The following is a 25,844-nucleotide window of genomic DNA, read 5'->3' as shown; positions in this document are numbered from 1 at the left end:
GGGGCCTTAGCTCAGCTGGGAGAGCGCCTGCTTTGCACGCAGGAGGTCAGCGGTTCGATCCCGCTAGGCTCCACCATTGAATATTATAAATGAATGTTGGCGGTGTAGCTCAGCTGGCTAGAGCGTACGGTTCATACCCGTAAGGTCGGGGGTTCGATCCCCTCCGCCGCTACCAAATATGTTTTACGGAGGAATACCCAAGTCCGGCTGAAGGGATCGGTCTTGAAAACCGACAGGTGGGTTAAACCGCGCGGGGGTTCGAATCCCTCTTCCTCCGCCATAAGACTGTTATTTATTTTAGAGTGTATCAATTGAACTCTTTTTTGAATATACTTTTGAAGATTGATACAGTCAGACGTAAGCTTTATGTATATCGTTTCTAAATATTTCTTATTATCGCGGGGTGGAGCAACGAGCGTTGCTTCTGTGAATAGTCTGCGAGTTGTATCAATCGAGCTGCTGCTTGAGTAAGCTTTCTGAGATTGATACAGTCCTACGTTAGCTTTTAGCATGGCGTAAACTTAATACTTTTTTATTATCGCGGGGTGGAGCAGTCCGGTAGCTCGTCGGGCTCATAACCCGAAGGTCACAGGTTCAAATCCTGTCCCCGCAATTCGGTCTGGTAGTTCAGTTGGTTAGAATGCCTGCCTGTCACGCAGGAGGTCGCGGGTTCGAGTCCCGTCCAGACCGCCACTAAAGTGGCTCAGTAGCTCAGTCGGTAGAGCAAAGGACTGAAAATCCTTGTGTCGGCGGTTCGATTCCGTCCTGAGCCACCTTTATTTTAAAAACATCACGGCGGTTGTGGCGAAGTGGTTAACGCATCGGATTGTGGTTCCGACATTCGTGGGTTCGATTCCCATCAGCCGCCCCATCTATTGCGGGTGTAGTTTAGTGGTAAAACCACAGCCTTCCAAGCTGTTGTTGTGGGTTCGATTCCCATCACCCGCTCCATTATTGGGCTATAGCCAAGCGGTAAGGCAACGGACTTTGACTCCGTCATTCGTAGGTTCAAATCCTGCTAGCCCAGCCAATATGCGGAAGTAGTTCAGTGGTAGAACACCACCTTGCCAAGGTGGGGGTCGCGGGTTCGAATCCCGTCTTCCGCTCCAAAAATATGGCGGCATAGCCAAGTGGTAAGGCACAGGTCTGCAACACCTTTACCACCGGTTCGAATCCGGTTGCCGCCTCCATATTATGCCGGTGTGGCGGAATTGGCAGACGCGCACGACTCAAAATCGTGTTCCGTAAGGAGTGTCGGTTCGACCCCGACCACCGGTATCTTGTTTATTACTTTTTCTTATCGTCAATTACAGAAGAATTAAGTAATATCAGCGTTAATTAAACGTCTCTACAGTTATTGTAGGGGCGTTTTTTCATTGTTTTTTTCTTTATTTTTCACACGACAAAATATATTAAAATCGTGTGCATACAGTCGTGTGCATAGATAGGGAAAGGATTGTTTAATCATGGCAAGAAGGAAAAATGTTTTAGATGAAAGTGAACTGGCAATTATTGAGAAAAAGAGTAAATCCTATGTTGAATCGTTTAAGGAAGCTATTGAATTTTTTGTTAAGGATTGCGAATTAAGAAACCTCCGACCATTCACTATTAAATATTATTTAAATGAATTTCAGGCATTTCTTAATACATTAACGGAACAGGAAATTGATGTTACTGTTTTAAAGCCGTATAAACTTACTGAGGAACATATAAAGGAAAATGTCATTCTCTTTATGCGGAATCAAAAGGGGCTTAAGGTAGTAACTATAAATACTCGTTTAAGGGCATTACGGGCGTTTTATAACTTTCTTTACAAGTCTAAACATATTCCAAAAAACCCAATGGAGAATATCAAGTTACTAAAGGATAGGAAAACTATCATAGCGACCTTTTCAAAAGAACAGCTAAATACATTATTCAAGCAGCCTGATTTAAAAACCTTTACTGGTGTTCGTGACTATACCATTATGATGTTAATGCTTGAAACTGGAATTCGTGTAAATGAGTTAGTAGGCGTGTCGTTAGCTGATATACGTTGGGAAGATAACCTTTTATGTATCCGCAACGCTAAGAGTTATAGGGAACGTTTAGTGCCTATTCAGAAGGTTATGAAAGACCAGCTAAAGAAATATATTGCTATTCGTGGTTATGTGGAAAGTGACGCTTTATTTGTCACTGTAGACGGTACAAGATTTACTAGAAGGGGAGTTCAGCAAAGGATTACCACTTATGGAAGCATGGCAAAACTAAAGGACGTTCGCTGCAGTTGTCATACGTTTAGACATACTTTCGCTAAGTTGAGTGTCCAGCAGGGTGCCAATATCTTCGAATTACAAGCAATTCTAGGTCATTCAAGTATGGAAATAGTAAAGACATATGTAAATCTTTTCGGTAATGATGTTCGGGATCGACATAAAGAATTTTCACCTTTAAAGGTACTTAAAACAAAATAAATGCTAAAGAAACTGTTTGGGAATAACCCTAGCAGTTTTTTTTTTTCATTTTGTACCTAATTAATATGAATTATTGATGTATTTGATTAAAAATTATTAAAACAAACTACTATTGAATTTAAGTTTAGTTAAATTAATTAAAGGTAATTTAAATTAAGGCAAGTTAGAATCTCTTAAGTTATTTAAATTGAAGAATGTAAATATTTAACTTTATGATTTTAATAAATTTCCGAATTTACTTTTGGTTAATAGGCAAAGTTAATAATCAAAACAGGGGGATAGTAAAAATAAAAAATTGGTCGGAGGGTATCTATGCACAAAATTACATTAGAATTAGATGACGAGTTACTTAGAATGTTAAACGAAATAAATGATCATTACGAAAAGGAAACCAGAATTAAGGTTCCATTAGAACATTTGATTAAGGAATTAATTATCGCACACTACTATATAGAAATTGAATTGAAAAAAGGTACTGATTAGTGGTGCAGAGTCTATTCCAAGATTTCTTTTTTGTCCGGCAGCGTTGTCCTAATTCGTTTCCCTTTTGCTAGTACTTGTTTAGGGGGTAAATATTACCCCATTAAACTACAAAAGGGAGAATAAAGAATGGAAAACAATCAGCAGAAAAGAAAAATCAAACAGACAGTAAACATTATGGGGACCAATAAACGGTATAAAGGGAATGTAGTAGACAACTTTGAACCAGTCAGGGTTGACTTACTAACCAATTACTTAAAGACGGGTATAATTTCTAGTAATGACTTAACCGTTTATCTATACTTACTGAAAAAGGATAACCCTGATTATCACTATGCTTTTCCAAGTATAAAGGTTATTGCCTTAGATACTGGACTAGGTGAAAAGACGGTTAAAAACAGTATAAAGAATTTAGTAAATGCTGGGTTAGTTCGTAAGGATAAATATCCTAATCACCCAAATAAGAATATTTACTTTATCGATCTACCATTAGATGAACAGGCATTGAAAAAACAAGTGCCTGAATTGTTTTCCGAATATGAAAAGCGAAAACAAGATTTACAAAAAGAGGCTACAGCTGATATGGAACGGCTAAACAATCATATCAAACAAAAGGCAGTAACTAAGCCAAAGAATCAAATAGCCCCAAAAAATACCACTGAACTGGACAACTATAAGCAGTTAGAGGAACAGGCAGAAAGAGAGATGTTAGAAAAATTGAATAGAATGAATGTTAAAGTCACAAAGGTCTGTGATTAACATGGGGTAATTTTTACACTTTCATAAGGCATTTTTTACACTTACATGGGGCATATTTTACACTTACATGGGGTAAATATGATACGTTAAATAAACTAATATAAACAAACAAATAATATATAAACAAAGATAAATATATATTTCTATCCTAAAAGAAATTCTAAGATAAAAGATTACTGTCAATGAATAAAGAAGTAAAAGAGGAAAGAGTGTATAAACGTGTAAATATTGCCCTATGCCCTCCCCCCTGTATGTCCATTATTTTCTAATTATGGTACTATAAAGCTATAATGACTTATAGGGGGTAGTACATATTGAGTAAAAAAGAAAAAGTAAAAAAACCATTTTATAAAAAATGGTGGGTGTGGGTTGTTGCTATTATAGTTGTTTTTGCAATTGCTGGCGGTGGAGAAGATGACACAAAAGAAACCTCAGGTAAAGTAAAAGAAGAAACTAATCAATCAAAAGAGAAAAAGGAAGAAGCCTCAAAAACTAAAACTGAGGAGACTGTAGCAACTCAAAAGGCAGTAGATCAAGAATCGTTTAAAGCCTATGCTGAGAATATTAAAGGTTCACCATTTGTTAAAACCATTTCTGTAACAGATAATAAAGGACTTATAGAGTATTACAGTTCTTATGATGAATTTAAACAAGCGAAACCTGATAGTCAATTAAAAGAAGCGGATTACAAAGGCTATTTTGAATCAGGAGACGCTATCGAAAAGATTCTAGTAAGTGAAAATGTTAGGCTTTTACGCCAATTCCCTGATTTAACAGCTACTTCAATGGTTTTGCCTTATAGTGGTAAAGTATACTCTATTAATTTAGACCGTAAAGCAGTTAATGACTACTTAGGATTTAAGGTTGAGGACTTAAAAGTAGATGACGGTTCATGGAATGATAAATTTAATAATCCTATCGTCTATGATGATGGAAAACGAAAAGAATTTTTCAATAAGTTTGTACAGGTAAAATAACGAAACACAATTCAACAAGCGGAAGTTAAGTGAATCTTAATTTCTGCTTTTTTGTGATTTGTTCACACGGTGGATAGGCTATTCTTGGACGTTTTTAATTAAAATGCAGGGAAGGGGCTGTGATAAATAGTGATTTTAAAATCTTTTTTTTCGGCACAAAGCTAGGTACGGCAAGGGCTGGACCGGTGTTAAAGTTTTTTCAAATCACAAAAAAGGCTGATTTTACTCAGCCCTGGCTTGCATCTATTTTCTTTTTAGCCCTAATTAGGGTACTTTTTGAAATTCCTGTCATGTTCTCTACTTCTTTATATGAATGAGTCTCTAACAGCCCTAAAGCGTGTTCTACTTGCTTTTTAGTGAATTTATTCGGTCTGCCCTCTCGGAAGTCCTCACGCTGTTTAGCGATTGCCTTTCCTTCCTGAGTACGTTCTACGATCATATCTCTCTCGAATTCAGCAAATGAAAAGAAAATATTTCTAATTAGTTTACTAGCTGGTGTATTATCTAATATTCCGATATTGAGAATATGAACCCTTACACCCTTCTTAATTAACTCGCAGACTAATTCACTGCCCTGTGTCATTGACCGTGCGAATCTGTCCAGCTTGGTAACTACCAGTGTGTCACCCTCTTTTAAGATTGATAGTAACTCTTGGAACTGTGGGCGGTCAGCCTTAGTCCCTGTGAACTTCTCAGAATAGATTTTATCACAGGCCTCTCTTTCTAATGCCTGTAGCTGTGCCTCTAAATCTTGGTGAACAGTACTTACTCTAGCGTATCCATATTTCATTATGTATGACCCCTTTTTGGCATCTTATTTATGACACTAAGTTGTGACGCCGTATGATACATTGATAATACAGGACATGGTAAATGGTGTCAATACTTAAAAGATATGGCACCGGCGTTTTTTGGAAAAGTGATTCAGTTACCAAAGTTCACCAAATGTACAAACACTAATAAACAAGAACATGATATATTAAAATCGGATTGATAATATAGGATTTTTCCTATGTTGTTTTGGAGTGTTAGGTGTCCCAAGACCCTAACCTCCTTTTTTTATGGGCTTTTTTTAGAAGTGAATCAGCAGCGTGACAAGTTTTTTTAATAAGAGGCTATCCTACAGCGTTTTAAAGAGGGGTTTACTGAGGATTAATTAAGGGGGTAATTACACCTACTATGCCTTATCCTGTGCCCTTTTCAGGGGCTGTATAGAAGGTATAGGGGTAAGACTAACCAAGGGATAAGAACACTGGTGTATAGGATAACAAGGGCATATAGCACCAGCTGTACTAAGGGGAACAGTCACAGCCATGTGTGATACTATCAGATACCATGGGAGACAGTACGACAGCAGGGGAATAGTACCTATAGTGGTGCAGTAGCTGTACATAACAATCAGTATATATCAAGCAATATCCCTATGCTATACCCCTTGTCACTGCCTCCCTCGATCTCAACTTTTTTTGACCAATGGCAAGGGTACCTATGGGGGGCTAGGGGGGTGTCAGCTGTGGTCTTAGCTTCACTATTTATTTGCAACGGTTTGAAAACCTGAAATGGAAAAAACTAACAAAAATAAGGATATTATTTCTTTCTAAATGAAAAAACGGTAAAATATAGTAAAAAAGTCGTGAGGTGTATCTTATGGATGCTATTCAAACCGAGATGAAAGAGTGGATAGCTAATTTATGCGGAAACGATTACGAAAGTGAACAGAAAATAAGGGGTTTAATTCTCCAAAGTAAAGATGTAGTAAGGGAAATAAATAAAGCATACAATGACAGGAATGTCATAAGAATCCAAAAATTGATAAAGGATTATCTTTTAGAAAAAAACATAATTGTACGAACTTGTAAGAAATGTAGTAAAAAGAATGTTGTTAATAGCAGTAAACTAAAAGAAACAAAATGTGAACATTGTAATAAATTACTGTTAGAATCAAAAAGTGTAGAAATTGTAAAGGTGGAAAATAACGAATCTGGACAAGAGAATAGAAGGAAATGTATCTATTGCGATAATCCTGTTTCTCCTATACCAAATAGTTTTACCTGCAATTCGTGTAGAAATGTAACTTTTAATCTTTATGGATAGAAACAGGGTTTAGTAATTCTCTAAGGGCTATTACAAGTAAAATAGCTAAATGAAAATATTAGTCATTTCACCAAGGCTGCACCAAGATATTATGAATAACAATTTATCGAATGTCTAAAAAATTCTTACAGCGGATTTCAAAAAAACTCACATTTTCTATCTATTATTTTATTAATTTAAATCCAACGGCTAAAATAATATGTATAAAATATGGTCCAAGGAGATGCCGAAATGAATACAATTTACATAAACATCATTGATTCTTATTGGAGAATGGATGAAGTAACCTTTTTTGAAACTGGTCGTAAACTTCGATTCTATGTTGCTATTGAAATTGATTCAGATATTCAGGAATTCGTAGATAAACTAAATCGAGTAATTATGGAACATAAACATGATGGTCTTATTACTGAGATTAACTCATTTGGAGATACTCATTATTTGGATGAAATTCTTCTTTTAGGAGAAGAAGAAGAAGAAGAGGAATATAGCATTGATTACATTCTTAATTTTCTAAATACGTTCCCAAGCGGAAAGACTAAATCGAGTGAAAATGCAATTGTAAACTATGATAAGTTAATTTATTCTCAATATGGTGATAAGGAAGATGTAATTAAGTTTCTTGAAGATGAAGGAATTGAATTTAAAGTAATATCCCAAACACAACGTACTTACGAAAGAGGGGCAAGTGATTTTTGGGAAGGACTATTAATCGCTATAGTTCAAAGTGCTACGTGGGATTCACTAAAGTTTTTAGGGGGAAAGCTAAAACATAAATTTAGTAATTCCCACCGTGTTCTTGAAGTTGCTAATTTAGATGCTAAACAGTTACAAAAAAACCTAGCTGAATTAGTGGCTGGTAATGAACAAGATTTGATATTAATTTCCTTTACTGAAACCGCAACGGATGAAGAAAAATACAATGTTGAATTTAGAAACCAATCTGAAAAATTTAAGGTCAAGGCCAATAAAAGTGGTGAGATTTTAGAATTTAAAAGAAGCAATTTAAGAACGGTAACTACAGCTTACAATTATTAAAATAATAATCTTATTAATAATTGTATGGATTGGTCTATTTTTTTGGGGGTTTACTTTAAGAATATAAGGAAGGGCAGGGGTTATTTTAACCCTGCCTTTTTTGTTATTGGATTTTATTGATCATAAAATGATTTTTGATAAACACTTCAAGATTCTTCGAACGTTAATCATGTTTATACAATTTGCATCGTTTTAATTGTTTAATAGTGTAATCTCGTGGAACTCCGTGTAAACTCGTGAAATATACGAGATTAGTATAATTACCCTAGCAAGGGGGATATTAGGGATAGGATGGCCATCCTAAAATGTATTTTAGGAGTGAAAATGGTATGAACAAAGAAACAAAAGAAATGAAAGGCTTTTCTAATGAGGAAACAAATTTAATATTAATGTACTACGCAAAATTTGACGAAACAAAGACTAAAAGGGACATGTTAACAAAATTGATTAAACAGAATGATAAAGAATTTTTGTATTGGAATATTTGGAGAGATGGACGATTACTAAAAGTTAATTCAGGGACTGTAGGGGATATGGGAGAAACAAAAGCTGTACAGTTGCCAAAGTTACTAATATCACCAACAAAACAAATGGCTAAATTACTGAATGAAAAGATTAAGGAGGGTTTTAGTTTTTTAGATAAAGACGACCTAACTGATCTTAAAGTAACATATAGCTATAAACAAAAAGACCTTGAGGCAACTCTTAAGAAAAGACTTAATGTTCAAAATATAATTGATGACCGTTTATTTTGGACTGGTAATGGCTATTGTGATGGTGGAGGAATGGGGATCGGATTTGCTGATATCTTTAATTATGTAATAGATGTAGAAATGGGTGTTAAAGAAATTATTAAGGTATTAAAAAATGAAAGATTGCTTGAGGGTACGGAGATTTCGTACTATAATTCAACAAACAACAAATATATTACTTTGTATCCAATTTGATAATAATTCAAAAACTTTTAGAGTATTGAGTGATTCCTCAATACTCTTTTTTATGTTAATACAACCAACTTTTTGGATAATTAACACGTATTTTGTCGCATGGCATGGTAAAATGTGGTCAAATAACATTTAAATTCTAAAGCAATGGAGGAAAATAATGAACTCGGAGTTTCAAATTTTGCGGTGGGGTATTCCTGGATGGGTATTTTTCATGACAGTTTTTATTTTTAAATTAACTCTTGTTCAGTATAATGTAGTTTCATTGCTAAATTCATTTACGAATCCAGCAGTAGTAGCTGGTTTTGCAGCCTTTTTTGCAGCCTTAGGAGTGCCACTAGGTTATATATTGTATCAAGTTTATTATGGGTTAAAATGGAAGACTATTAAAACGGAAAAAATCGCTTTAGCAATAAAAGGTATTCCAGATATAGACTCACTACTAAGTAAGAAAAGTGGACTGGAACTATGGTATACAATTGAAGGGCATTTTGATTCTCTTATGAGTGTCGAAACTTACGGGAAGAAAATATCTTACAAAGATTTAGTTAGAAGGTATAATTCCTTTAGTAATAGGACTTCTAGGATTCACGGATTAGGTGCTTCATCTCTGGCTATGTTCAGTGGTTTTATTATTTTTCTTGTTACAACAGAAAATCGTGCTGCACTCCTCGATAACAATATATTTTTATTAACCTTAGTTTCCTTTATAGTATGCCTTGGTGCAGTCTGGTTTAATTACCAAGAACAAAATAAATATAGCTTTGTTCAAATAAATAAGATTATGCTAGACATTATAAATACAGAATTGGAGAAGAAGGATAGCGATAGTGAAGATGAGGATGAAGTGGACGAAGGCGGCCAAAACGATGTAAAGCAATAACTTTATGTTCTTTTTGGGGGTAAACAAGGAATCATTGGTATATCAGCAAATGAATCATTAAATAGTGCATAGAGGCGAAAAGACGTCTAAAAGATTTTAGGCGTCTATTTTACTAATATCCAATAATTAAAATTCCGGTTAGTGGGAGTTTTAGCCTTTGACTAGCATATAAGGTGTCTAAGAAGGTTTCAACTTTTTCAAAGTCATGTTGGTTAGTTTTATATATGTTCCTGACAGCTATAATGAGGTATTGAGTATCAATCGTCATACATGCTTGGAATAAGTCCTTTAAGAATTGATAGTTATCAACTGCCCTTCCGGCTTCGACTTCTAAAACTGTTTTCGTATTATAATTATAAGCATCTGCTTCAAATGATTTTTCTAGTTTACCATTTCGTCCAAAAAGAACTGGAATAGAAATTTTATCCTCTGCCTTTTTACTTTTTTCAACAGTAAACCCTATTTTTTCAAGGCCATTACATAAAATTTTTAATACCTCATTACTATGTAATTTATTTTTTGGTGATTCGATTTTTTCCTTATGTAATTCAAATACGTTTACAATCTCGGCTAGGTGGCCAGGTATTATATCTGATTTAGGATAGTATTGCCAATTTATCATAAGTTCTCCATTTCAATTCAATGTGAAATTTTTAAGTTTATACAAAGAATCAATCACTGTTAACTTTATTTTACAATTTATATAATTATTTTGAAAAGATATTTATAGGGGCTGATATTATTGAATAAACAAAACGATGAAAAAAAGAAAAGAAATCCGCCGTGGAAACGCGATGAATTGATCTTAGCACTTGACCTTTATTTCAGTGGTGATAACCCCACAAAGTTGACTAGTGACAATAAGGATGTAATAAAACTTAGTGAAATACTTAACCTCTTACCTATTCATGAAGATAAACCTAATGAAGAGAAATTTAGAAATCCAAATGGGGTCTCTATGAAGATTTCAAACTTTTTGCGTTTTGACCCTGATTATAAAGGTAAGGGGCTTCAAAGGGGTTCAAAGCTTGAAGAAGAAGTGTGGAATGAATTTTATAATGATAGAGAAAGGTTAAAAGATATTTCACAGAGTATAATAGCAAGCGTTACTTATAATAAAGAGGAAGTATCGGTCCCTATCAATCAAGATGAAGAAGAAGAGTTCCCTGAGGGTAAAGTTCTTTACAGAATCCATAAACAGCGTGAACGTAATGGCAGCGTCGTAAAAAAGAAAAAGCAAATGGCAGAAGAAAACAACGAATTACATTGTGAGGTATGTGGATTTGATTTTTATAAAATCTATGGTGAACTTGGTAGTGGATATATTGAGTGTCACCATACTATCCCGGTATCGGAATATAAGGAAGATACTAAGACAAAACTGAATGATTTAATTTTAGTATGTTCTAATTGTCACAGGATGTTACATCGAAAAAGACCATGGTTAAGTAAGGAACAATTGACAACTTTACTAAAAAAAATAGTGGAGAGGGATATTAAATGAAGTTTTATTTTGTAGCAAGTATATATAATCTAAAAGTTCAAAGGGTACTAAATAAAGGTCTTGAAGTTATTGAAGGAATTAGACTTTCAAACAGCAAAGAGAGGTTAAATACTTTTATTGATGATTTTTTTATGACACTAGCTGGTAAACTCGAAGTTGATGAATTATATGATAAACCATTTTTATATTATCAGGGGGATATGGAACAACATGATATAGATATTGACAATGGGGAAGCGAGATTAGACATTTTAGATTATTATCTTAGAATGGCACAAACATTTTCAAATTTTTTGTGGTTAACAAAAGATAATAGTGTGACAGTTCAACAAGGATTTTTATATATAAAAAACTCCGATGGGACACCTCATTCAATGACATCTAATATGAGAACCCCTATTTTCTTTAATTCAAAGGGTAAAAATGAACAGATAATTTTTACATATGAAGAATTAAAGGGGTTAGCTGAATCAATAAAAGGCTTAAACCATGAACATATGATAAAAGAACCAGATGAAATGTCAATGGTAGTAAATACTGTATCAAATAGAATTGAACGGTTTAATTATTTTCTACAATCAACTAGAACACAAACACATTTACCAAGTAAGATTGGTATGTACTGTACATTACTAGAGACTCTTTTATCCACTGATAAAGATGAAATCACTCATAAAATTGCCGAAAGAATGGCAAGGATATTAGGTGAAACTTATGAGGAACGGTTAGAAATATTTACTTTTATTAAAAATGCATATGCAGTAAGGTCATCAACAGTGCATGGTGATAAATTGAATAAAAAATTCAGAGATATTGAAAAATTAGAAGAAATGTCAAGCAAATTTGATGATTATTTAAGATCCCTTTATGTTTATATACTGAGTGAAGAAAAAGTAAGTCAGCTTTATAGAGATGATAATAACGAAAAATTAAATGAATGGTTTAAGGAGTTAATTTTAAAATAATAAATGACTAATGTCTTAACAATCATAAAGGTAAATGTGGAGGGAATATGAGTATTGAATTAAGTTTATTAGTAGATGAATATATTGATAAAGGCCATATAGAACAAATTATTTTTAACTTAGGGTTCAAGAAACATGAAGTCTATGGTGATTACTTTTGGTTTAACGCTGATTATGTTTCAACAAGAGGGTGCTGGTTTGATTTCAGATATGATGAAGAGGTTTTTTTAGATGATGAACCTGAGGTAAATAAGGTATTTAAAACGGTGCTTACCACAAAGACTTATGCAAGTAGAAGTTACGGAGATATTGAAATGCAAATGGAAGTACTGAGAAAGATACAGGAAAAATACGGAGGCGAAATATTTGATCCTGATGAACGTGAATTTGGATTTTTTGAAAATGACTGGCCCAACTTATCAAGAACTGAAATTGCTTGTGGTCTAGCATATTTGCATTTTAAAGAAAATCTACATAAGGCTAAGTCATTGATTGAAAATGTAGACTTAAAGGAAGTAAAAGAAAATATTAAAAATGGTTTTCCGATAACTAATAAACAGTTATTACGAAACAACACTTTATTACCGTTTTTTGTCTCAGTTTTTGAAACGTTTTTAAAACTATTTTTTATGAGATATATAGAGACAAATGATGAAGCTGTAAATAAAATTTTTAGCAAGAAAGAAAAATTACCATACTCTACTGTTAAGGATTTACTTTCGGGGGAAAAAACAATAATAGATATTGAGATTGAAGAGTACTCATTTCAAAACTTTAAATCAGCTAATAGAGGTTATAAACAGTATTTAAATTTTGACTTATATGATGTATTAAGTAAAAAGATTAAATACAACGAAAATGAAGAGACAATAGTTAGTGTGCTACAAGATATGATAGAAATGAGACATGAGATAATACATGAGGCTAGATTAGAATATGAACTAGATAAAACAAAAATGGATAAATATTATTACTTTCTAGAAAAATTTGGTGAAATTTTTATAGCTGACTTTATGAAGAAACATAAACTACGATTGATGATAGATGATGAACTTTAAAATGAGGTATCCTAATGGACTTTATTATTTTCATACAATACCTAGGTTAAAATTATTTTTCTGGTTGAATTAATTTTTCATAAATAATTCTCTTTAATTCTTCAATTCTGTAAGCTGGTATTCTTTTATGTAGCATAGTATGGCAATTAGGACAAATTGGACGCAAGTCTTCAATGGGGTTTACTTTGTATTTCTCTCCAATTTGATGTAATTCTAAAAGGTGATGGACGTGGATAAAGTCTTTTCCAATTTCTACATAAATGCCCCTAAAACTAAACTCACACATAACCAAAGGGAGTCCTCTACCAACAAGAACACCCTTTTTAGTTTTATTTAATAAGGTGAAATATTGACCAAAATTAAATCTATTAGGATAATAAATGCAGAATAAGAAATTTATAGAAATAGAGGGGGGGAGGGACATTTTGAAATGCGTTAAATGTGGTGGTTTTGATTCAATGACTCAATTTTATTATGTTGATCGTAACGGAGAATATTTTAATGAATCAGAACACGAAGCCTTTAGAGTTCTTCATCCATATGCAAAGGTCACCTTTAAAAAAGTAATCCTTTGTGGCTTGTGTGCTTTTGAAATTGAACGCACAGCTAAGATTAAGGAATTTCCGTTTTTAATTAATTGGAATAAATGAAGGGATTAATCAGTTTTTGTCGAATGTTATCAAAGAAGGAGTGGATAACTATGGAAGAAATATTGTTAAATGACGTTGTAGTTTATGGGGAAATTGTACCTGAGGAAAACAATGAATTTAGATTATCCTTTGAGGTACGAGGTGGCAATAACTACCATTTGTTCAGTAATTTAATTGCCCAAAAGATTTTAGACCTTAAGATTCCATCACGAGAAATGGAATTTAAAATCAAACGACTAACCTCATCCTCGACTTATAATGGCCTATTAAATGAGGAAACACTTGTTAAGTTTTCGTTTACATATAGAGAATATAATCCTGATGAAGAAAATGAATGGAATGAAGATAAAGGGTTTGGAATTGTTAATATTATGAACTGGGCACGGACTAGGGCAATAGCTGAATTATTGGAGGAAAAAGGACTACTCTCTTTGCAAGAATATGAGGATAAAATAAATATTGTTTTTGAACGTGACAAAGAAGAAATGGTGAAATTCATTTCTGAAGGATTTGAAAAAGAGGATTAGTATGTAAACTCTAATTAATTATAGGGATAATACGACAAATTGAATCAAAATAGGTATTATCCCTCATAGAGTCCATTTTAATAGATTTTAACGTTGATTTAGTAAAGGCTGCAGAGGCTTATATTGTCGTTCTTTTGCTGTTGTATTTCCTGTGAGTGCTTTTCCTTGCTGAGTGCTTACAAGATTCACTACAGTATTTATTCGCAGGGGAACTAGGTTTAAATTGATTATCACAGTACTTACATGACTTAAAACTGTAGACGGTATTTCTCTCATTTTCCCCTGCTTCAGTACCTAGCACGTATTTATTAAAGTAATTACATTCAGCCTCTTCACAGGGGAATTTATGTCCTCTGTATTTAAAAGCCGCCACCAGTGGGCAGGGAATATCCCTTACTAAACAAAGTCCATTGACATAGTTAGCACATTTCGACTTTACTAATTGCTTACTACTAGTGCCCATTTAGATAGTCCCCTTTAATTTATTCAAATGGTACCGGACAGTATCCCTAGTGACACCTAAAGTTTTTGCGATCTCATAGGTCGAAACTTTTTCGTTATGGAGTCTTAGCATAGTCATTTTCATTTCATTAGTAACCTTAGATTGTTTACGGTGAAACTTGCCTTTGTTCTGTGCCTCAGGGTCTACACAGTAATGGCTTTGTTTCTTTAGGTTAAGCATGAACCCTGGGCGGCCCCAAAATGCCGAATTGCATACTAAACAGTAATGTCTTATTGTAGCTTTGCCGTTAATAAAACGGTCAATGGGAACTATCTTGCCCCCGAATTTACGGTTTAACATTCTTTGATAATAACGGTTCTCTTTAACGTACTTTAATTGAATCATTGTTAATCCTCCAAAAAAAATAGCCCTATCCATAAAGGCAAAGGCTGTTTAGTCAAAATTGTACTGTCACATTTAAATTAGGTTCTTTACCGTCTACAATTAGGGTGTATCTGACGTACTCAGTAAACTTTGCAAATAAAATACCATGGTGAGGGTCAGGGATAGGAAAAGTACCAATCTCCCTAAACTGGCTACCGTCCTTGGATTCCTCAAATTTAATTGACAGCTTAAGATCATCAGTTAAGCCCTCTACATCAACTCTCACATTACACACATAGTCAACAGGCAAATGAATGGTTTTACTGTTGCGATTCGCAGTTACATTAGTTTCCTTGTACTCTTTGCGAATGTCCCTCATAACGTTAAAGATATGGTTCAACATAGATTAATAACCTCGTAGTCCAGCCCTGGCACGTTCCGCAGCTTGCTTTGCCTGTTTCTCAATAAATTCCTGCCGGTTCTTTTCTGCCTCTGCGTCTTTCCGCTTATTTTCCTCCAGCATACGTTTGTAAGCATCAGCTACACCGTTTTCCTCTGCCTCAGCCCTATTCGGCTGCACATAAAGATTTAGCCCATTATCCATAGGAATAATGTTTTCCTTGCGTCTCATTTCATCAACTGCCAAGCCGTAAGCCATTCTCATGCTTACAGGAAGTTTATTAATTCTATCTTGTGTCTCTTGGTCACCATTAGCCAAAGCACGTACTATTTTTTCGTTTAACAAATTCATTACCACCTTTTATTAAGATCGTTTTTTCAATGCAACAAGTTCACGTATTGTAGCTAATTCTTGCCCTGTCATTCTTAGCTGTTTACAGCCCTCACGGACAATAGCCTCATAATGGTCTGTGAACTTTAACTGTCCGTTTTCAAGTCTTGAAATTGTTCCTGGGTCAATGCCAATAACCTCACTAAATTCTTTTAATGTGAGGTTTCTTGTATGTCTAATTAGCCTTATCATTCTATAATCAAGTTCCTGATTGTATGGGAGTCTTGTTTTATTTTCCAACCTGTTCACCCCTTTTTGTGTGGTTTACGGGAAGTACAAACTCCCTTATACCTTTGCTTATGGCAGGGGGGCTAGAACAGGGTAAGAAATACATTTTATTTGAATTAAAACATTAAAAAATACTGTTAAAGCAAGGGATTGAAAATCAAAATTAAATACTAGAGAAGTCAATGTCCTAAAACCTCAATCGGCTGCAAGTACATTATCGATACTACAAAAATAAACTCGGAGGTAGAGGAAAATGACATTAGAAGAATTGTTTGAAAAAGAATTTGGTGGAGACAAGATTGTTTTTGAGGAAGACAATAATAAAAAATGCTTGACAATAGATGGGGAAGAAATTAAAAATCAAGACCCTATAGATTTTGAGAAGGAATTGGAAGAAATTAAAGAACTATTACTAGATACAGAGGTGCAAATGAAGGGTATAGAGGAAATGTTGGAGGATATTGACTCTCAGCTTAAATCTTTAGATAAAAATATGATTGAGTTTGAAAATAATGTTTTACCAAGATTAGCTGGATTTAAAATGCACTAGGACACTTGTGACTAGTAAAAAATATTAGTTGCGGTAGTTCATAAACAATACTATAATCTTAATTGTTAACTAATCGTGTGAATAGGTGAAAAGGCAACATACTACAATTACTGTAGAATTACTTAATATCACTGGTAATTTACGATAATTTATAAAGTAATCAGGAACTAACCGACTCAAAATCGTGTTCCGTAAGGAGTGTCGGTTCGACCCCGACCACCGGTATTATTCCCAAATAAAACATGTCTGGTAGCAATGGCGAGAAGGTCACACCCGTTCCCATCCCGAACACGGAAGTTAAGCTTCTCAGCGCCAATGGTAGTTGGGGCAAAAGCCCCTGTGAGAGTAGGACGCCGCCGGGCAAAAAAAAGACAACCATTTTCTGGTTGTCTTTTTTTGTTAGCAATTCATATATAAATGATGCATGAGAACCGTCCCCATGCATCATTACTGAATTTTATAAAAAAATAATTTATTCAGAAAATTAATTGAACTTTTTTGTTAAAGATGGTTTAATATAGGTAATCGTTGTAACTTGTCAGATATGTGATATCTGAAAGGAAGGGGGGAGATGTTTGCATATCCAAAAGATCTCGACTAAGAAAGTGTCCGATTCTGTTGCTGAGCAAATCGAGGAGATGATTAGATCCGGTACGTTTCAGGTGGGAGAAAAGCTTCCTTCGGTCAGGGAACTATGTGAAATGTTTGGTGTTGGCCGTTCCGCAGTCCGTGATGCTATTACGACCTTAAAAGGAAAAGGTATTGTCGATGTAAAGCAAGGAGAAGGAACTTATATTTTGGAATTTGACTCAACGAGACTCTTCAACAATCATTTGCTGCTTACCCAACCAAGAGATATCAGTCAACTTTATCAAGTTAGAAAGATCTTAGAACCAGGAATTGCTGAGCTTGCCGCTATACATAGAAAAGAAGAAGATTTGCAGTTAATGGCAGAAATCTTCGCCAACCCAACGATGAATGGGTGGGATTCAGATTATCTGTTACATACAGCCATTGCCAAGGCGGCAGGAAATGAAATCATTATTCAACTTTTAGAATTTATCTCAACAACAATGAAGAACGCCATGATTGATTTTCACCACTATATTAAGAAAAACCCAACCACTGCTAAGATGATGGAAATACAACATTTTAAAATCTATGAATCCATTAAGCTAGGAAAACCTGAGAATGCGAAACAGATGATGATGGAACACTTGGATTACGTCGAGAAAGAGCTTTTGAACAGTCTTGTCTTACAGTAGGCTAAGCAGGCCGACAAAGTGATTTCATTTTTTTAAGAAATAGCAGAAACTGAGTTGCTTATTGCGCAACTAGGAGGTGTTGGTAGTGATTACCACAGAACTTTTAACAGAGTTACAGGCCATTTTATCAACAGAGCGAGTCATCGAAGGAGATAAAAACCATCCGCTGGGAAATAGCGGCACAGTCAAGGTGTTTCCGCAAACAGAAGAAGAAATAGCAAGCATTCTTAAATTTGCCAATGATAATGGTAAAAAGGTAAACGTAGAAGGCAATGGAACCAAAAAGGGATTTGGCGGTTTAACCGAATCAGCCGATATTTTACTTTCGTTATCAAACTATAAGGGTATTGTAGAACATGTCGTCGGCGATATGACGTTAACAGTTAAGGCCGGTACCAATTTCAAGGAATTGCAGGAGTATTTGGCACAGTTTAAGCAAAAAATTTCACTCGATCCTTATTGCCCAGAATCTGCAACAATTGGGGGGATTATCGCAGCGAATGATAGCGGTCCCAAAAGATTGGGTTATGGCTCTTCAAGAGATGTTGTCATTGGGCTAAGAATCGTTTATCCAGATGGTAAAGTGATTCGTTCAGGCGGAAGAGTGGTCAAAAACGTCGCCGGTTATGATATGAATAAATTGTTTATCGGTTCGATGGGTACGCTCGGTGTGATATCAGAAGTAACCGTAAAGCTTCGACCGCTCCCTAAATATGAAAGTTTGAATTTAGTATTATTCCCACAAGGAAATATGGAAGAAATCAGGGCGTTTGCTACCAAGCTTCTAGATTCTACGATGGAACCCGTAACGCTGGAATTGCTTAGTCCAGCATTGTCAGAAAGATTGATTGGCCATGACTGTTACACAATCGCGGTTAGTCTTGAGGATGTTGAAACATCGGTACGCTATCAAGAGAGCTTTATCCAAAGCATTCAGCCGGCCCATTCAGAATTGAAAGTTCTTTCTCAACAAGAAGCACAGTCTTTTTGGAACAAATTTTACTCACTTTCACCAAACTCCTCCACAGATTCAACACAGGCTTCTTTGAAAATTGGTGTCATTAACATGGATGTATCGCACGTCGTAAAAGAAAGTCATCTCCTTAATGATTCTCACAACTTAGATGTCGAAGCGCATGGCGGATTAGGCCATGGCTTATGTCAAATTAACCTTAGCGGTTCAAAGGATGATATCATTTCAGCCATTCAGCAAACAAGAGAATTGTCCACAAAACTTGGCGGGTACACCGTCATTAATCATTTACCTTTTGCCTTAAGACCGGAAGTTGACACCTGGGGTAAAAAGCCATCACATTTCTTCCTATTAGAAGGGATCAAATCCAAGGTTGACCCAAATAGAGTTCTTAATCCTAAACGATTTGTGGGAGGGATTTAATGATGAGTCTTATAGAAGCAGATTTAAAGAAAGACCCAGCATGCACAACTAGTTTAAGTAATTATCTGGCGAAGGATCACCCAGATGAAAGCAAATGGGCAGATTGTGTACATTGTGGTATGTGTTTGGAATCATGCCCAACTTATGAAATTACTGGTCAGGAGCAACATTCTCCGCGCGGCCGCGTCCATTTGATTAAATCGGTGGCGGAAGGACGGCTCACTGTCAATGAACAGTTTATGGATCCTGTTTTCGCTTGTCTTGACTGCCGTGCTTGTACAACTGCCTGTCCAGCGGATGTGGAAGTCGGCGGATTGATTGAAGAGGCCCGCGGCCAGATTCGCCAAGCAATGCCGTTAACAGGCGTTAAAGGTGCGGTAAGCAAGGTGTTCCTGCAGGGATTATTCCCGCATCAAAATCGCCTCAATAAACTTGGAAGCCTGCTGCGATTCTATCAAAAGAGCGGTATGCAAAAGGTTGTAAGAAAGTCAAAGCTGATTAATATCATGCCGCAGCATCTTGTCGATATGGAAGCGATCATGCCCGAGGTGAAAGAGCCTGTTCGAAAAAAATACAAAGATGTCAATGTCATTAAGTCCAAAGGGGAAACAAAGCGCGAGGTGGCATTCTTAACAGGCTGTGTGATGGACGTGATGTTCAGTGATATTAATGAAGCAACGATTAACGTTTTAACCCGTAACGGGAATGATGTAACGATTCCAAAGAACCAAACCTGCTGCGGAGCACTGCATGTCCATGCGGGGGACCGTGATATGGGAAGAAAGCTGGCAAAACAAAATATCGAGGCATTTAAGGATTCTGATAAGGTGATTGTCAATGCAGCTGGCTGTGGCTGTGCCTTAAAGGAATATCCTGAGTTATTCCAGGATGATCCTGAATGGCATGAAAAGGCGGAAGAGTTTTCTGCGAAGGTAGAGGACATTTCGAAACACCTTTATGATACAGGCTACGAAATACCAAAAGCAGAATTAAAAACTCGGATTACTTATCACGATGCCTGCCATTTGGCGCATGGACAGGGGATCCGTCAAGAACCGCGCGATCTGTTGATCAATATTCCTGGAGTGGAAATGGTTCATATGCCAAATTCGGACCGTTGCTGCGGCAGTGCGGGAATCTACAATATTACGAATCCGGAAATGGCTTCTGCCGTCCTTGAGAACAAAATGCAAAATGTCCCTGATGATGTCGAAATGATCTCGATGGGGAACCCAGGATGTATGCTCCAGATGGCAATGGGTGTACAAAAGCATGGCAGAAATCAAAAAATTGTCCACACAGTTCAGCTGCTCGATTGGGCTTACCAAAAAGAAGACGGCAAGGGGGAACTCTAATGGCGGTCAAGGGAATCAAATCAACCGATCGGCATATTTTAAATCTTGCAAGGATCGTAGGAGACGCCCGGTCGATTATTTACAATAAGGAAGATCTCATCGCATATGACTGTGATGGCTTCACATTACACAGGCATTTGCCCAAAGCCGTTGTATTCCCGAATAACACTGAGGAAGTGGCTGCCCTAGTGAAATATTGCGCAGAAAATCAACTGCCATTCCTCGCACGTGGGGCAGGAACAGGCTTAAGTGGCGGCGCCATCCCTTTAAATGGTGAGGTCATTATTAGCTTAGTTCGAATGAAAAAGCTGTTAAGTGTTGACTTCGAGAATCGCCGCGCTGTGGTTCAACCAGGCTTCGTCAATTTAAAGCTGACGAACTCCATTTCTGATAAGGGCTACTATTATGCGCCAGATCCATCCAGTCAGTATTGCTGTACAATCGGTGGAAATGTTGCGGAAAATGCCGGAGGTGCTCACTGTTTAAAATATGGGGTAACAACCAACCATATCCTTGGTCTCGAAGTTGTTTTACCAAACGGTGAGATTGTTGAAATTGGAGCCAACGGCATTCCTGATGAGCCGGGCTATGATCTACTCGGGCTATTAACAGGGTCTGAAGGAACATTAGGGATTGTTACCAAAATAACAGTCCGTATCCTAAAAAACCCTGAATCAAAGAAAACGGTGCTGGCTTATTTTGATAAAGTGGAAGACGGCTCACAGGCTGTTTCCGATATTGTTTCTGCAGGGATTGTCCCAGCCGCTCTAGAAATGATGGACAAAACAGCGATTGAAGGGGTTGAGGCAGCCGCCTTCCCAGTCGGGCATCCTAAGGATATCGAAGCCGTGCTTCTGATTGAAGTAGATGGTATTGAAGCTGGTTTGGATGAGCAAATTAATCAAATTCTTGACGTCTGCAAAAAAAGGAACGTACGTGAGGTCAGAGCAGCAAAGGATGAGGCGGAACGCGGCAGATGGTGGGCGAACCGGAAAACAGGTTTCGGTGCTATGGGCGCGATCTCTCCTGATTATTTAGTACAGGATGGCGTTATCCCTCGCAGCAAACTGCCGGAAGTTCTAAATAGAATTAACAAAATTAGTGAAGAATCCGGACTCCGGATTGCGAATATTTTTCATGCGGGAGATGGAAACTTGCACCCGTTAGTTCTTTTTGATGCCAGAATTCCTGGACAAAGTGAAAAGGCTTTGGTAGCCGGAAGTGCCTGTTTGCAGGCTTGTGCAGATGTGGGCGGTACTATCACCGGTGAACACGGCGTCGGAATTGAGAAAAGAGAAGAAATGCGCTTCGTCTTCACTGATGAAGAAATTATCGCGCAAACGGATGTTCGAGAGGTCTTCAATCCTGATAATCTATTAAATGCCGGCAAACTATTCCCGATGCCGGGGCGATGCGTGGAAATTAAGAGGGATCTAAAAGAAAAGGAAACTGCTATTACATCCTAATTTTAACGGCATGGAAGTTCCCATTCAATCCATTAACATATTTTTCGAAACTATTACTTTTACCAAATCAAGGGAGGAACATCATCATGACTAATTATGTAAAAAAGGGAAATCTACAAGTGGCCCAGGAACTCTATGAATTTATTAACTCGGAAGCACTTCCGGAAAGCGGATTGACTGCCGATCAGTTTTGGTCCGGTTTTGAAGCGTTAATCAGCGACTTAACGCCTAAAAACAAGGAGCTGCTGGCAATTCGTGATGATATTCAAAACAAACTGAACACATGGTATCGCGAAAATAATGAAAACTTTGATTTCGAAGCATATAAGTCATTTTTAACCGAAATTGGCTACCTTGAACCGGAGGTAGAAGATTTTGAGATTACAACTGAAAATGTGGACGATGAAATCGCTGTTCAAGCCGGACCGCAGTTAGTTGTACCAGTTAATAATGCCCGCTATGCCATTAATGCTGCCAACGCCCGTTGGGGAAGCCTTTATGATGCACTTTATGGAACGGATGCGATCAGCGAAGAAGCTGGTGCCAGCCGTGAGGGAGGTTACAATCCTGTACGCGGTGCAAAGGTCATCGAATTTGCAAGGAATTTTCTTGACCAAGCGGCTTCATTACAAGGAGCATCGCATAAGGACGCTGTTTCCTATACCGTAGCAGATGGTAAACTACAGGTTGCATTAAATAATGGAACAACGACGGGGTTACAAGATGAAACAAAGTTTGTCGGCTATCAGGGAACGCAGGAAAATCCATCCGCCATTCTTTTAAAAAATAATGGACTTCATTTTGAAATTCAAATCGACCGAAATCATCCGATAGGCAGTACGGATGCGGCTGGCGTGAAGGATGTGATCCTTGAATCGGCGATCACGACCATTATGGACTGCGAAGATTCTGTAGCGGCCGTAGATGCTGAAGACAAAGTGCTCGTCTATCGCAACTGGTTAGGCCTTATGAAAGGTACACTTTCAGCTACTTTTGAAAAAGGCAATAAAACGATGACACGGACACTCAATCCAGATCGCAGCTACCTGTCTCCGGCCGAAGAGGAAATCACTTTAAATGGACGTTCCTTGTTATTTGTCCGCAATGTCGGACATTTAATGACTAATAGTGCCATTCTTGACGCAAATGGTGAGGAAATTCAGGAAGGTATTTTGGATGCCGTTCTAACTAGCCTTATTGCCAAACATACACTCTTAGGCAATGGTCCATTCCAAAACACGGAGAAGGGTTCAGTCTACATTGTAAAGCCAAAAATGCATGGTTCAGAAGAGGTTGCTTTTGCCAATCAGCTATTTGACCGCGTCGAAGATTTGCTTGGACTTGAGCGCAATACGTTAAAAATCGGTGTTATGGATGAAGAACGCAGAACCACTTTGAACTTGAAGGCATGCATCAAACAGGTAAAAGACCGGATTGTGTTTATTAATACCGGGTTCCTTGACAGAACAGGCGATGAAATTCATTCTTCCATGGAAGCTGGTCCAATGGTTCGTAAAAATGATATGAAAGCATCCAAATGGCTCCAGGGCTATGAACAATCCAATGTGATTGCCGGGCTTTCAAGCGGATTCATGGGCCGTGCACAGGTCGGCAAAGGCATGTGGGCTATGCCGGATTTAATGGCGGAAATGCTAAAGCAAAAAATTGGTCATGTAAAAACGGGAGCCACTACAGCTTGGGTGCCATCTCCAACTGCTGCGACATTGCATGCACTGCATTACCATGAAGTAGATGTAAAAGAAGTACAGAATGAAATGCTTCATCAAACTGGAGACTTCCAAGATGATATCTTACAAGTTCCTGTTGCAAAGAACCCATCCTGGACTCCTGAAGAAATCCAGGCAGAGCTTGACAACAACTGCCAAACTCTTTTAGGCTATGTTGTCCGCTGGGTAGATCAGGGGGTTGGCTGTTCAAAAGTACTAGATATCAATGACGTGGGGTTAATGGAAGACAGAGCTACATTGCGAATTTCCAGCCAGCATTTGGCAAACTGGCTTCACCATGGTATTTGTACGAAAGAGCAAATTCTTGAAACATTGCAGCGCATGGCCAAGGTTGTTGATAAGCAAAATGCAGGAGATCAGATGTATCACAACATGGCTCCGAACTATGACGACTCCGTTGCCTTCCAGGCTGCTTGCGACTTGATTTTTGAAGGCTATGACCAGCCAAATGGCTATACCGAGCCAATCCTGCATCGCAGACGGATTGAAGCAAAGGCTAAGTTCGCAGTGAAACAATAATCGATTTGAATAGATGAATTTCGGGGCATTCTTGTAATGAGAATGCCTTGGAAAAAATTCAACAGTTTAAATTATTCGTTGAAATGAGAGACTGCACCGAGCCTAAGACCGCCATTTTCAACATTACTCATATTTTTTGAAAAAATAAATGGAGGTTATGAGGCTATGCAAAACCTAAGGGAGACTTCGCTGGAACTTCACAAGCAGTCAAAAGGGAAAATAAATATCGATGTTAAGGTTCCGGTTGAAAATGCATATGATTTAAGTTTGGCTTATTCACCGGGGGTGGCAGAGCCTTGTAAAGAGATCTATGAAAACCCAGAAAAAATCTATGACTATACGATTAAAGGAAATCTTGTAGCGGTCGTATCGGATGGATCAGCCGTACTTGGCCTTGGGAATATTGGTCCAGCAGCGGCAATGCCCGTTATGGAAGGTAAAGCCGCATTATTTAAGGCTTTCGCTGATGTGGATGCATTTCCAATCTGCTTGAATACGAATGATACGGAGCAAATTATCCAAACGGTAAAATTACTGGAACCAACATTTGGCGGCATCAATTTGGAGGACATCGCTGCACCGAATTGTTTCATTATAGAAGAAAGACTTAAAAAAGAAATGAACATCCCTGTTTTTCATGATGATCAGCATGGAACGGCAATTGTCACGGCAGCTGGATTAATTAACGCTTTAAAGGTAGTTGGCAAACGTCTTGAAGATACGAGAGTAGTAGTCAATGGCGCAGGTGCGGCGGGCATTGCCATTACAAAATTGCTGCTGAGAATGGGAGTATGTGACATCATTTTGTGTGACACAAAAGGCGCTATCTATGAGGGACGCCTAACAGGAATGAATTCGATGAAAGACTCGATTGCTATGCTGACCAATAAGAGCCATATTCATGGAGATTTAAAAGAAGTGATTAAAGGGGTAGATGTGTTCATCGGTGTATCTGCTGCTGGAGCAGTCACACAAGAGATGGTCATGTCCATGAACGAGGATGCGATTATTTTTGCCATGGCAAACCCAATCCCTGAAATCATGCCAGAAGAGGCAATGGAAGCTGGAGCGGCAGTGGTAGGGACAGGACGCTCTGATTTGCCGAATCAGGTGAATAATGTTCTAGCATTCCCTGGTATTTTTAAAGGGGCGCTGAAGGTCCTTGCTTCTGAAATAAATGAAGAAATGAAGCTGGCTGCAGTATATGCCATTGCCAACTTAATCACGCAGGAAGAACTTTCCCGCGAATATGTGATTCCACATCCTTTTGATAAAAGAGTTACAGAAGCAGTAACCGCAGCAGTTGCGGAGGCTGCCATTAAAACAGGAGTCGCACGAAAGAAAATGGAGCAAGAAAAAACTATTTGAG

The 25,844-nt window shown here is 37.2% G+C and carries 27 protein-coding genes, 12 tRNA genes and 1 rRNA gene; 33 read left to right on the top strand and 7 right to left on the bottom strand.

Annotated elements, in window-relative coordinates; translation table 11 throughout:
- From ACZ5B7_RS15405 to ACZ5B7_RS15330, 16 genes are all read left to right on the top strand, one after another.
- A tRNA-Ala gene (locus ACZ5B7_RS15405) sits at positions 1-76 on the top strand.
- Between the two features lie 22 nt (positions 77-98).
- Positions 99-175: transfer RNA gene (locus tag ACZ5B7_RS15400), tRNA-Met, on the top strand.
- 12 nt (positions 176-187) lie between these two features.
- Positions 188-280 (top strand) — tRNA-Ser (locus tag ACZ5B7_RS15395).
- A gap of 259 nt (positions 281-539) precedes the next feature.
- A tRNA-Met gene (locus ACZ5B7_RS15390) sits at positions 540-613 on the top strand.
- Between the two features lie 3 nt (positions 614-616).
- Positions 617-693: transfer RNA gene (locus tag ACZ5B7_RS15385), tRNA-Asp, on the top strand.
- Positions 694-700: 7 nt separating this feature from the next.
- Positions 701-773 (top strand) — tRNA-Phe (locus ACZ5B7_RS15380).
- A 22-nt stretch (positions 774-795) separates the two neighbouring features.
- A tRNA-His gene (locus ACZ5B7_RS15375) sits at positions 796-871 on the top strand.
- 6 nt (positions 872-877) lie between these two features.
- Positions 878-951: transfer RNA gene (locus ACZ5B7_RS15370), tRNA-Gly, on the top strand.
- A 4-nt stretch (positions 952-955) separates the two neighbouring features.
- Positions 956-1,030, top strand: a tRNA-Gln gene (locus tag ACZ5B7_RS15365).
- A 4-nt stretch (positions 1,031-1,034) separates the two neighbouring features.
- A tRNA-Gly gene (locus ACZ5B7_RS15360) sits at positions 1,035-1,109 on the top strand.
- A 7-nt stretch (positions 1,110-1,116) separates the two neighbouring features.
- Positions 1,117-1,190: transfer RNA gene (locus tag ACZ5B7_RS15355), tRNA-Cys, on the top strand.
- 6 nt (positions 1,191-1,196) lie between these two features.
- Positions 1,197-1,278: transfer RNA gene (locus ACZ5B7_RS15350), tRNA-Leu, on the top strand.
- 188 nt (positions 1,279-1,466) lie between these two features.
- Complete coding sequence (locus ACZ5B7_RS15345; protein ID WP_464489973.1) at positions 1,467-2,453, top strand: tyrosine-type recombinase/integrase; 987 nt, start codon at positions 1,467-1,469, stop codon at positions 2,451-2,453.
- A 354-nt stretch (positions 2,454-2,807) separates the two neighbouring features.
- The gene (locus ACZ5B7_RS15340; protein WP_464489972.1) at positions 2,808-2,936 is read left to right on the top strand and encodes a hypothetical protein; all 129 of its coding nucleotides are present in this window, start codon (positions 2,808-2,810) and stop codon (positions 2,934-2,936) included.
- A gap of 126 nt (positions 2,937-3,062) precedes the next feature.
- Positions 3,063-3,692, top strand: coding sequence for a helix-turn-helix domain-containing protein (locus tag ACZ5B7_RS15335; protein ID WP_464489971.1), 630 nt, complete (start codon positions 3,063-3,065; stop codon positions 3,690-3,692).
- Between the two features lie 314 nt (positions 3,693-4,006).
- Entirely contained in the window at positions 4,007-4,669 is a 663-nt protein-coding gene (locus tag ACZ5B7_RS15330; RefSeq protein ID WP_464489970.1) for a hypothetical protein, read from the top strand.
- Between the two features lie 226 nt (positions 4,670-4,895).
- Here ACZ5B7_RS15330 and ACZ5B7_RS15325 read toward each other — a convergent pair whose 3' ends face one another.
- Entirely contained in the window at positions 4,896-5,459 is a 564-nt protein-coding gene (locus ACZ5B7_RS15325) for a recombinase family protein (protein ID WP_464489969.1), read from the bottom strand.
- A gap of 857 nt (positions 5,460-6,316) precedes the next feature.
- Here ACZ5B7_RS15325 and ACZ5B7_RS15320 point away from each other — a divergent pair.
- The 4 genes from ACZ5B7_RS15320 to ACZ5B7_RS15305 all read left to right on the top strand — a co-directional run bounded on the left by ACZ5B7_RS15320 (position 6,317) and on the right by ACZ5B7_RS15305 (position 9,628).
- Entirely contained in the window at positions 6,317-6,763 is a 447-nt protein-coding gene (locus tag ACZ5B7_RS15320) for a hypothetical protein (RefSeq protein WP_464489968.1), read from the top strand.
- A gap of 231 nt (positions 6,764-6,994) precedes the next feature.
- A complete protein-coding gene (locus tag ACZ5B7_RS15315) occupies positions 6,995-7,801 on the top strand; it encodes a hypothetical protein (RefSeq protein ID WP_464489967.1) in 807 nt (268 codons plus the stop codon).
- 329 nt (positions 7,802-8,130) lie between these two features.
- Positions 8,131-8,748 carry a hypothetical protein gene (locus tag ACZ5B7_RS15310; RefSeq protein WP_464489966.1) on the top strand — a complete coding sequence of 206 codons (618 nt, stop codon included), beginning with the start codon at positions 8,131-8,133 and terminating at the stop codon, positions 8,746-8,748.
- Positions 8,749-8,905: 157 nt separating this feature from the next.
- The gene (locus tag ACZ5B7_RS15305) at positions 8,906-9,628 is read left to right on the top strand and encodes a BA5345 family protein (RefSeq protein ID WP_464489965.1); all 723 of its coding nucleotides are present in this window, start codon (positions 8,906-8,908) and stop codon (positions 9,626-9,628) included.
- 112 nt (positions 9,629-9,740) lie between these two features.
- Here ACZ5B7_RS15305 and ACZ5B7_RS15300 read toward each other — a convergent pair whose 3' ends face one another.
- Complete coding sequence (locus ACZ5B7_RS15300) at positions 9,741-10,250, bottom strand: hypothetical protein (RefSeq protein WP_464489964.1); 510 nt, start codon at positions 10,248-10,250, stop codon at positions 9,741-9,743.
- Between the two features lie 120 nt (positions 10,251-10,370).
- On the opposite strand from ACZ5B7_RS15300, the gene ACZ5B7_RS15295 reads away from it, so the two are divergent.
- From ACZ5B7_RS15295 to ACZ5B7_RS15285, 3 genes are read left to right on the top strand one after another with little or no spacing between them, the layout of a single operon-like run.
- Positions 10,371-11,132, top strand: a complete 762-nt coding sequence (locus tag ACZ5B7_RS15295) for an HNH endonuclease (protein WP_464489963.1) — start codon at positions 10,371-10,373, stop codon at positions 11,130-11,132.
- Positions 11,129-12,097, top strand: a complete 969-nt coding sequence (locus ACZ5B7_RS15290) for a hypothetical protein (protein WP_464489962.1) — start codon at positions 11,129-11,131, stop codon at positions 12,095-12,097. The genes ACZ5B7_RS15295 and ACZ5B7_RS15290 overlap by 4 nt, the downstream gene beginning before the upstream one ends.
- A gap of 47 nt (positions 12,098-12,144) precedes the next feature.
- The gene (locus ACZ5B7_RS15285) at positions 12,145-13,155 is read left to right on the top strand and encodes a hypothetical protein (protein WP_464489961.1); all 1,011 of its coding nucleotides are present in this window, start codon (positions 12,145-12,147) and stop codon (positions 13,153-13,155) included.
- Between the two features lie 52 nt (positions 13,156-13,207).
- Here the strand turns inward: ACZ5B7_RS15285 and ACZ5B7_RS15280 are convergent, their stop codons facing one another.
- On the bottom strand, positions 13,208-13,441 hold the full coding sequence (locus ACZ5B7_RS15280; RefSeq protein ID WP_464494503.1) for an HNH endonuclease: 234 nt from the start codon (positions 13,439-13,441) through the stop codon (positions 13,208-13,210).
- A gap of 94 nt (positions 13,442-13,535) precedes the next feature.
- Here ACZ5B7_RS15280 and ACZ5B7_RS15275 point away from each other — a divergent pair, with 94 nt between their 5' ends.
- Both ACZ5B7_RS15275 and ACZ5B7_RS15270 read left to right on the top strand, forming a co-directional pair.
- Positions 13,536-13,805: a hypothetical protein gene (locus tag ACZ5B7_RS15275; RefSeq protein WP_464489960.1), complete on the top strand. Its 270-nt coding sequence runs from the start codon at positions 13,536-13,538 to the stop codon at positions 13,803-13,805.
- A 50-nt stretch (positions 13,806-13,855) separates the two neighbouring features.
- A complete protein-coding gene (locus ACZ5B7_RS15270) occupies positions 13,856-14,332 on the top strand; it encodes a hypothetical protein (RefSeq protein ID WP_464489959.1) in 477 nt (158 codons plus the stop codon).
- Positions 14,333-14,795: 463 nt separating this feature from the next.
- Here the strand turns inward: ACZ5B7_RS15270 and ACZ5B7_RS15265 are convergent, their stop codons facing one another.
- Genes ACZ5B7_RS15265 through ACZ5B7_RS15250 form a run of 4 tightly spaced genes read right to left on the bottom strand, consistent with a single transcriptional unit; the run spans position 14,796 to position 16,188 of the window.
- On the bottom strand, positions 14,796-15,179 hold the full coding sequence (locus ACZ5B7_RS15265; RefSeq protein ID WP_464489958.1) for an HTH domain-containing protein: 384 nt from the start codon (positions 15,177-15,179) through the stop codon (positions 14,796-14,798).
- 52 nt (positions 15,180-15,231) lie between these two features.
- Entirely contained in the window at positions 15,232-15,561 is a 330-nt protein-coding gene (locus ACZ5B7_RS15260) for a hypothetical protein (protein ID WP_464489957.1), read from the bottom strand.
- Positions 15,562-15,564: 3 nt separating this feature from the next.
- The gene (locus ACZ5B7_RS15255; protein ID WP_464489956.1) at positions 15,565-15,903 is read right to left on the bottom strand and encodes a hypothetical protein; all 339 of its coding nucleotides are present in this window, start codon (positions 15,901-15,903) and stop codon (positions 15,565-15,567) included.
- Between the two features lie 18 nt (positions 15,904-15,921).
- Positions 15,922-16,188, bottom strand: coding sequence for a helix-turn-helix domain-containing protein (locus ACZ5B7_RS15250; RefSeq protein WP_464489955.1), 267 nt, complete (start codon positions 16,186-16,188; stop codon positions 15,922-15,924).
- A 241-nt stretch (positions 16,189-16,429) separates the two neighbouring features.
- Here ACZ5B7_RS15250 and ACZ5B7_RS15245 point away from each other — a divergent pair, with 241 nt between their 5' ends.
- The 8 genes from ACZ5B7_RS15245 (at position 16,430) to ystJ (ending at position 25,843) form a co-directional block, all read left to right on the top strand.
- Positions 16,430-16,726, top strand: a complete 297-nt coding sequence (locus ACZ5B7_RS15245) for a hypothetical protein (RefSeq protein WP_464489954.1) — start codon at positions 16,430-16,432, stop codon at positions 16,724-16,726.
- Positions 16,727-16,971: 245 nt separating this feature from the next.
- A 5S ribosomal RNA gene (gene rrf, locus ACZ5B7_RS15240) occupies positions 16,972-17,088 on the top strand.
- Between the two features lie 213 nt (positions 17,089-17,301).
- On the top strand, positions 17,302-17,991 hold the full coding sequence (locus ACZ5B7_RS15235; protein ID WP_464489953.1) for a FadR/GntR family transcriptional regulator: 690 nt from the start codon (positions 17,302-17,304) through the stop codon (positions 17,989-17,991).
- Positions 17,992-18,076: 85 nt separating this feature from the next.
- A complete protein-coding gene (locus tag ACZ5B7_RS15230; RefSeq protein WP_464489952.1) occupies positions 18,077-19,387 on the top strand; it encodes an FAD-binding oxidoreductase in 1,311 nt (436 codons plus the stop codon).
- Positions 19,388-19,389: 2 nt separating this feature from the next.
- A complete protein-coding gene (locus ACZ5B7_RS15225; RefSeq protein WP_423797961.1) occupies positions 19,390-20,742 on the top strand; it encodes a (Fe-S)-binding protein in 1,353 nt (450 codons plus the stop codon).
- Positions 20,742-22,208 (top strand): FAD-linked oxidase C-terminal domain-containing protein, encoded by a 1,467-nt coding sequence (locus ACZ5B7_RS15220; RefSeq protein ID WP_464489951.1) that lies wholly within the window; start codon positions 20,742-20,744, stop codon positions 22,206-22,208. The genes ACZ5B7_RS15225 and ACZ5B7_RS15220 overlap by 1 nt, the downstream gene beginning before the upstream one ends.
- An 86-nt stretch (positions 22,209-22,294) precedes the next feature.
- Complete coding sequence (locus ACZ5B7_RS15215) at positions 22,295-24,475, top strand: malate synthase G (RefSeq protein ID WP_464489950.1); 2,181 nt, start codon at positions 22,295-22,297, stop codon at positions 24,473-24,475.
- Between the two features lie 165 nt (positions 24,476-24,640).
- Positions 24,641-25,843 carry an NADP-dependent malic enzyme gene (gene ystJ / locus ACZ5B7_RS15210; protein WP_464489949.1) on the top strand — a complete coding sequence of 401 codons (1,203 nt, stop codon included), beginning with the start codon at positions 24,641-24,643 and terminating at the stop codon, positions 25,841-25,843.
- Position 25,844: the final 1 nt, after the last annotated feature.

The organism is Neobacillus sp. S1115 (assembly GCF_055385565.1).
Note: the sequence above shows the minus strand (reverse complement) of the source record. Positions and strands in the feature narration are given on the sequence as shown.

Coding starts and splice junctions, on each gene's coding strand:
- ACZ5B7_RS15345 (WP_464489973.1), top strand. CDS start 1,467: ATGGCAAGAAGGAAAAATGTTTTAGATGAAAGTGAACTGGCAATTATT.
- ACZ5B7_RS15270 (WP_464489959.1), top strand. CDS start 13,856: ATGGAAGAAATATTGTTAAATGACGTTGTAGTTTATGGGGAAATTGTA.
- ACZ5B7_RS15260 (WP_464489957.1), bottom strand. CDS start 15,561: ATGTTGAACCATATCTTTAACGTTATGAGGGACATTCGCAAAGAGTAC.
- ACZ5B7_RS15280 (WP_464494503.1), bottom strand. CDS start 13,441: ATGTGTGAGTTTAGTTTTAGGGGCATTTATGTAGAAATTGGAAAAGAC.
- ACZ5B7_RS15305 (WP_464489965.1), top strand. CDS start 8,906: ATGAACTCGGAGTTTCAAATTTTGCGGTGGGGTATTCCTGGATGGGTA.
- ACZ5B7_RS15290 (WP_464489962.1), top strand. CDS start 11,129: ATGAAGTTTTATTTTGTAGCAAGTATATATAATCTAAAAGTTCAAAGG.
- ACZ5B7_RS15275 (WP_464489960.1), top strand. CDS start 13,536: ATGCAGAATAAGAAATTTATAGAAATAGAGGGGGGGAGGGACATTTTG.
- ACZ5B7_RS15315 (WP_464489967.1), top strand. CDS start 6,995: ATGAATACAATTTACATAAACATCATTGATTCTTATTGGAGAATGGAT.
- ACZ5B7_RS15245 (WP_464489954.1), top strand. CDS start 16,430: ATGACATTAGAAGAATTGTTTGAAAAAGAATTTGGTGGAGACAAGATT.
- ACZ5B7_RS15325 (WP_464489969.1), bottom strand. CDS start 5,459: ATGAAATATGGATACGCTAGAGTAAGTACTGTTCACCAAGATTTAGAG.
- ystJ (WP_464489949.1), top strand. CDS start 24,641: ATGCAAAACCTAAGGGAGACTTCGCTGGAACTTCACAAGCAGTCAAAA.
- ACZ5B7_RS15285 (WP_464489961.1), top strand. CDS start 12,145: ATGAGTATTGAATTAAGTTTATTAGTAGATGAATATATTGATAAAGGC.
- ACZ5B7_RS15310 (WP_464489966.1), top strand. CDS start 8,131: ATGAACAAAGAAACAAAAGAAATGAAAGGCTTTTCTAATGAGGAAACA.
- ACZ5B7_RS15265 (WP_464489958.1), bottom strand. CDS start 15,179: ATGATTCAATTAAAGTACGTTAAAGAGAACCGTTATTATCAAAGAATG.
- ACZ5B7_RS15220 (WP_464489951.1), top strand. CDS start 20,742: ATGGCGGTCAAGGGAATCAAATCAACCGATCGGCATATTTTAAATCTT.
- ACZ5B7_RS15215 (WP_464489950.1), top strand. CDS start 22,295: ATGACTAATTATGTAAAAAAGGGAAATCTACAAGTGGCCCAGGAACTC.
- ACZ5B7_RS15340 (WP_464489972.1), top strand. CDS start 2,808: ATGTTAAACGAAATAAATGATCATTACGAAAAGGAAACCAGAATTAAG.
- ACZ5B7_RS15320 (WP_464489968.1), top strand. CDS start 6,317: ATGGATGCTATTCAAACCGAGATGAAAGAGTGGATAGCTAATTTATGC.
- ACZ5B7_RS15300 (WP_464489964.1), bottom strand. CDS start 10,250: ATGATAAATTGGCAATACTATCCTAAATCAGATATAATACCTGGCCAC.
- ACZ5B7_RS15225 (WP_423797961.1), top strand. CDS start 19,390: ATGAGTCTTATAGAAGCAGATTTAAAGAAAGACCCAGCATGCACAACT.
- ACZ5B7_RS15335 (WP_464489971.1), top strand. CDS start 3,063: ATGGAAAACAATCAGCAGAAAAGAAAAATCAAACAGACAGTAAACATT.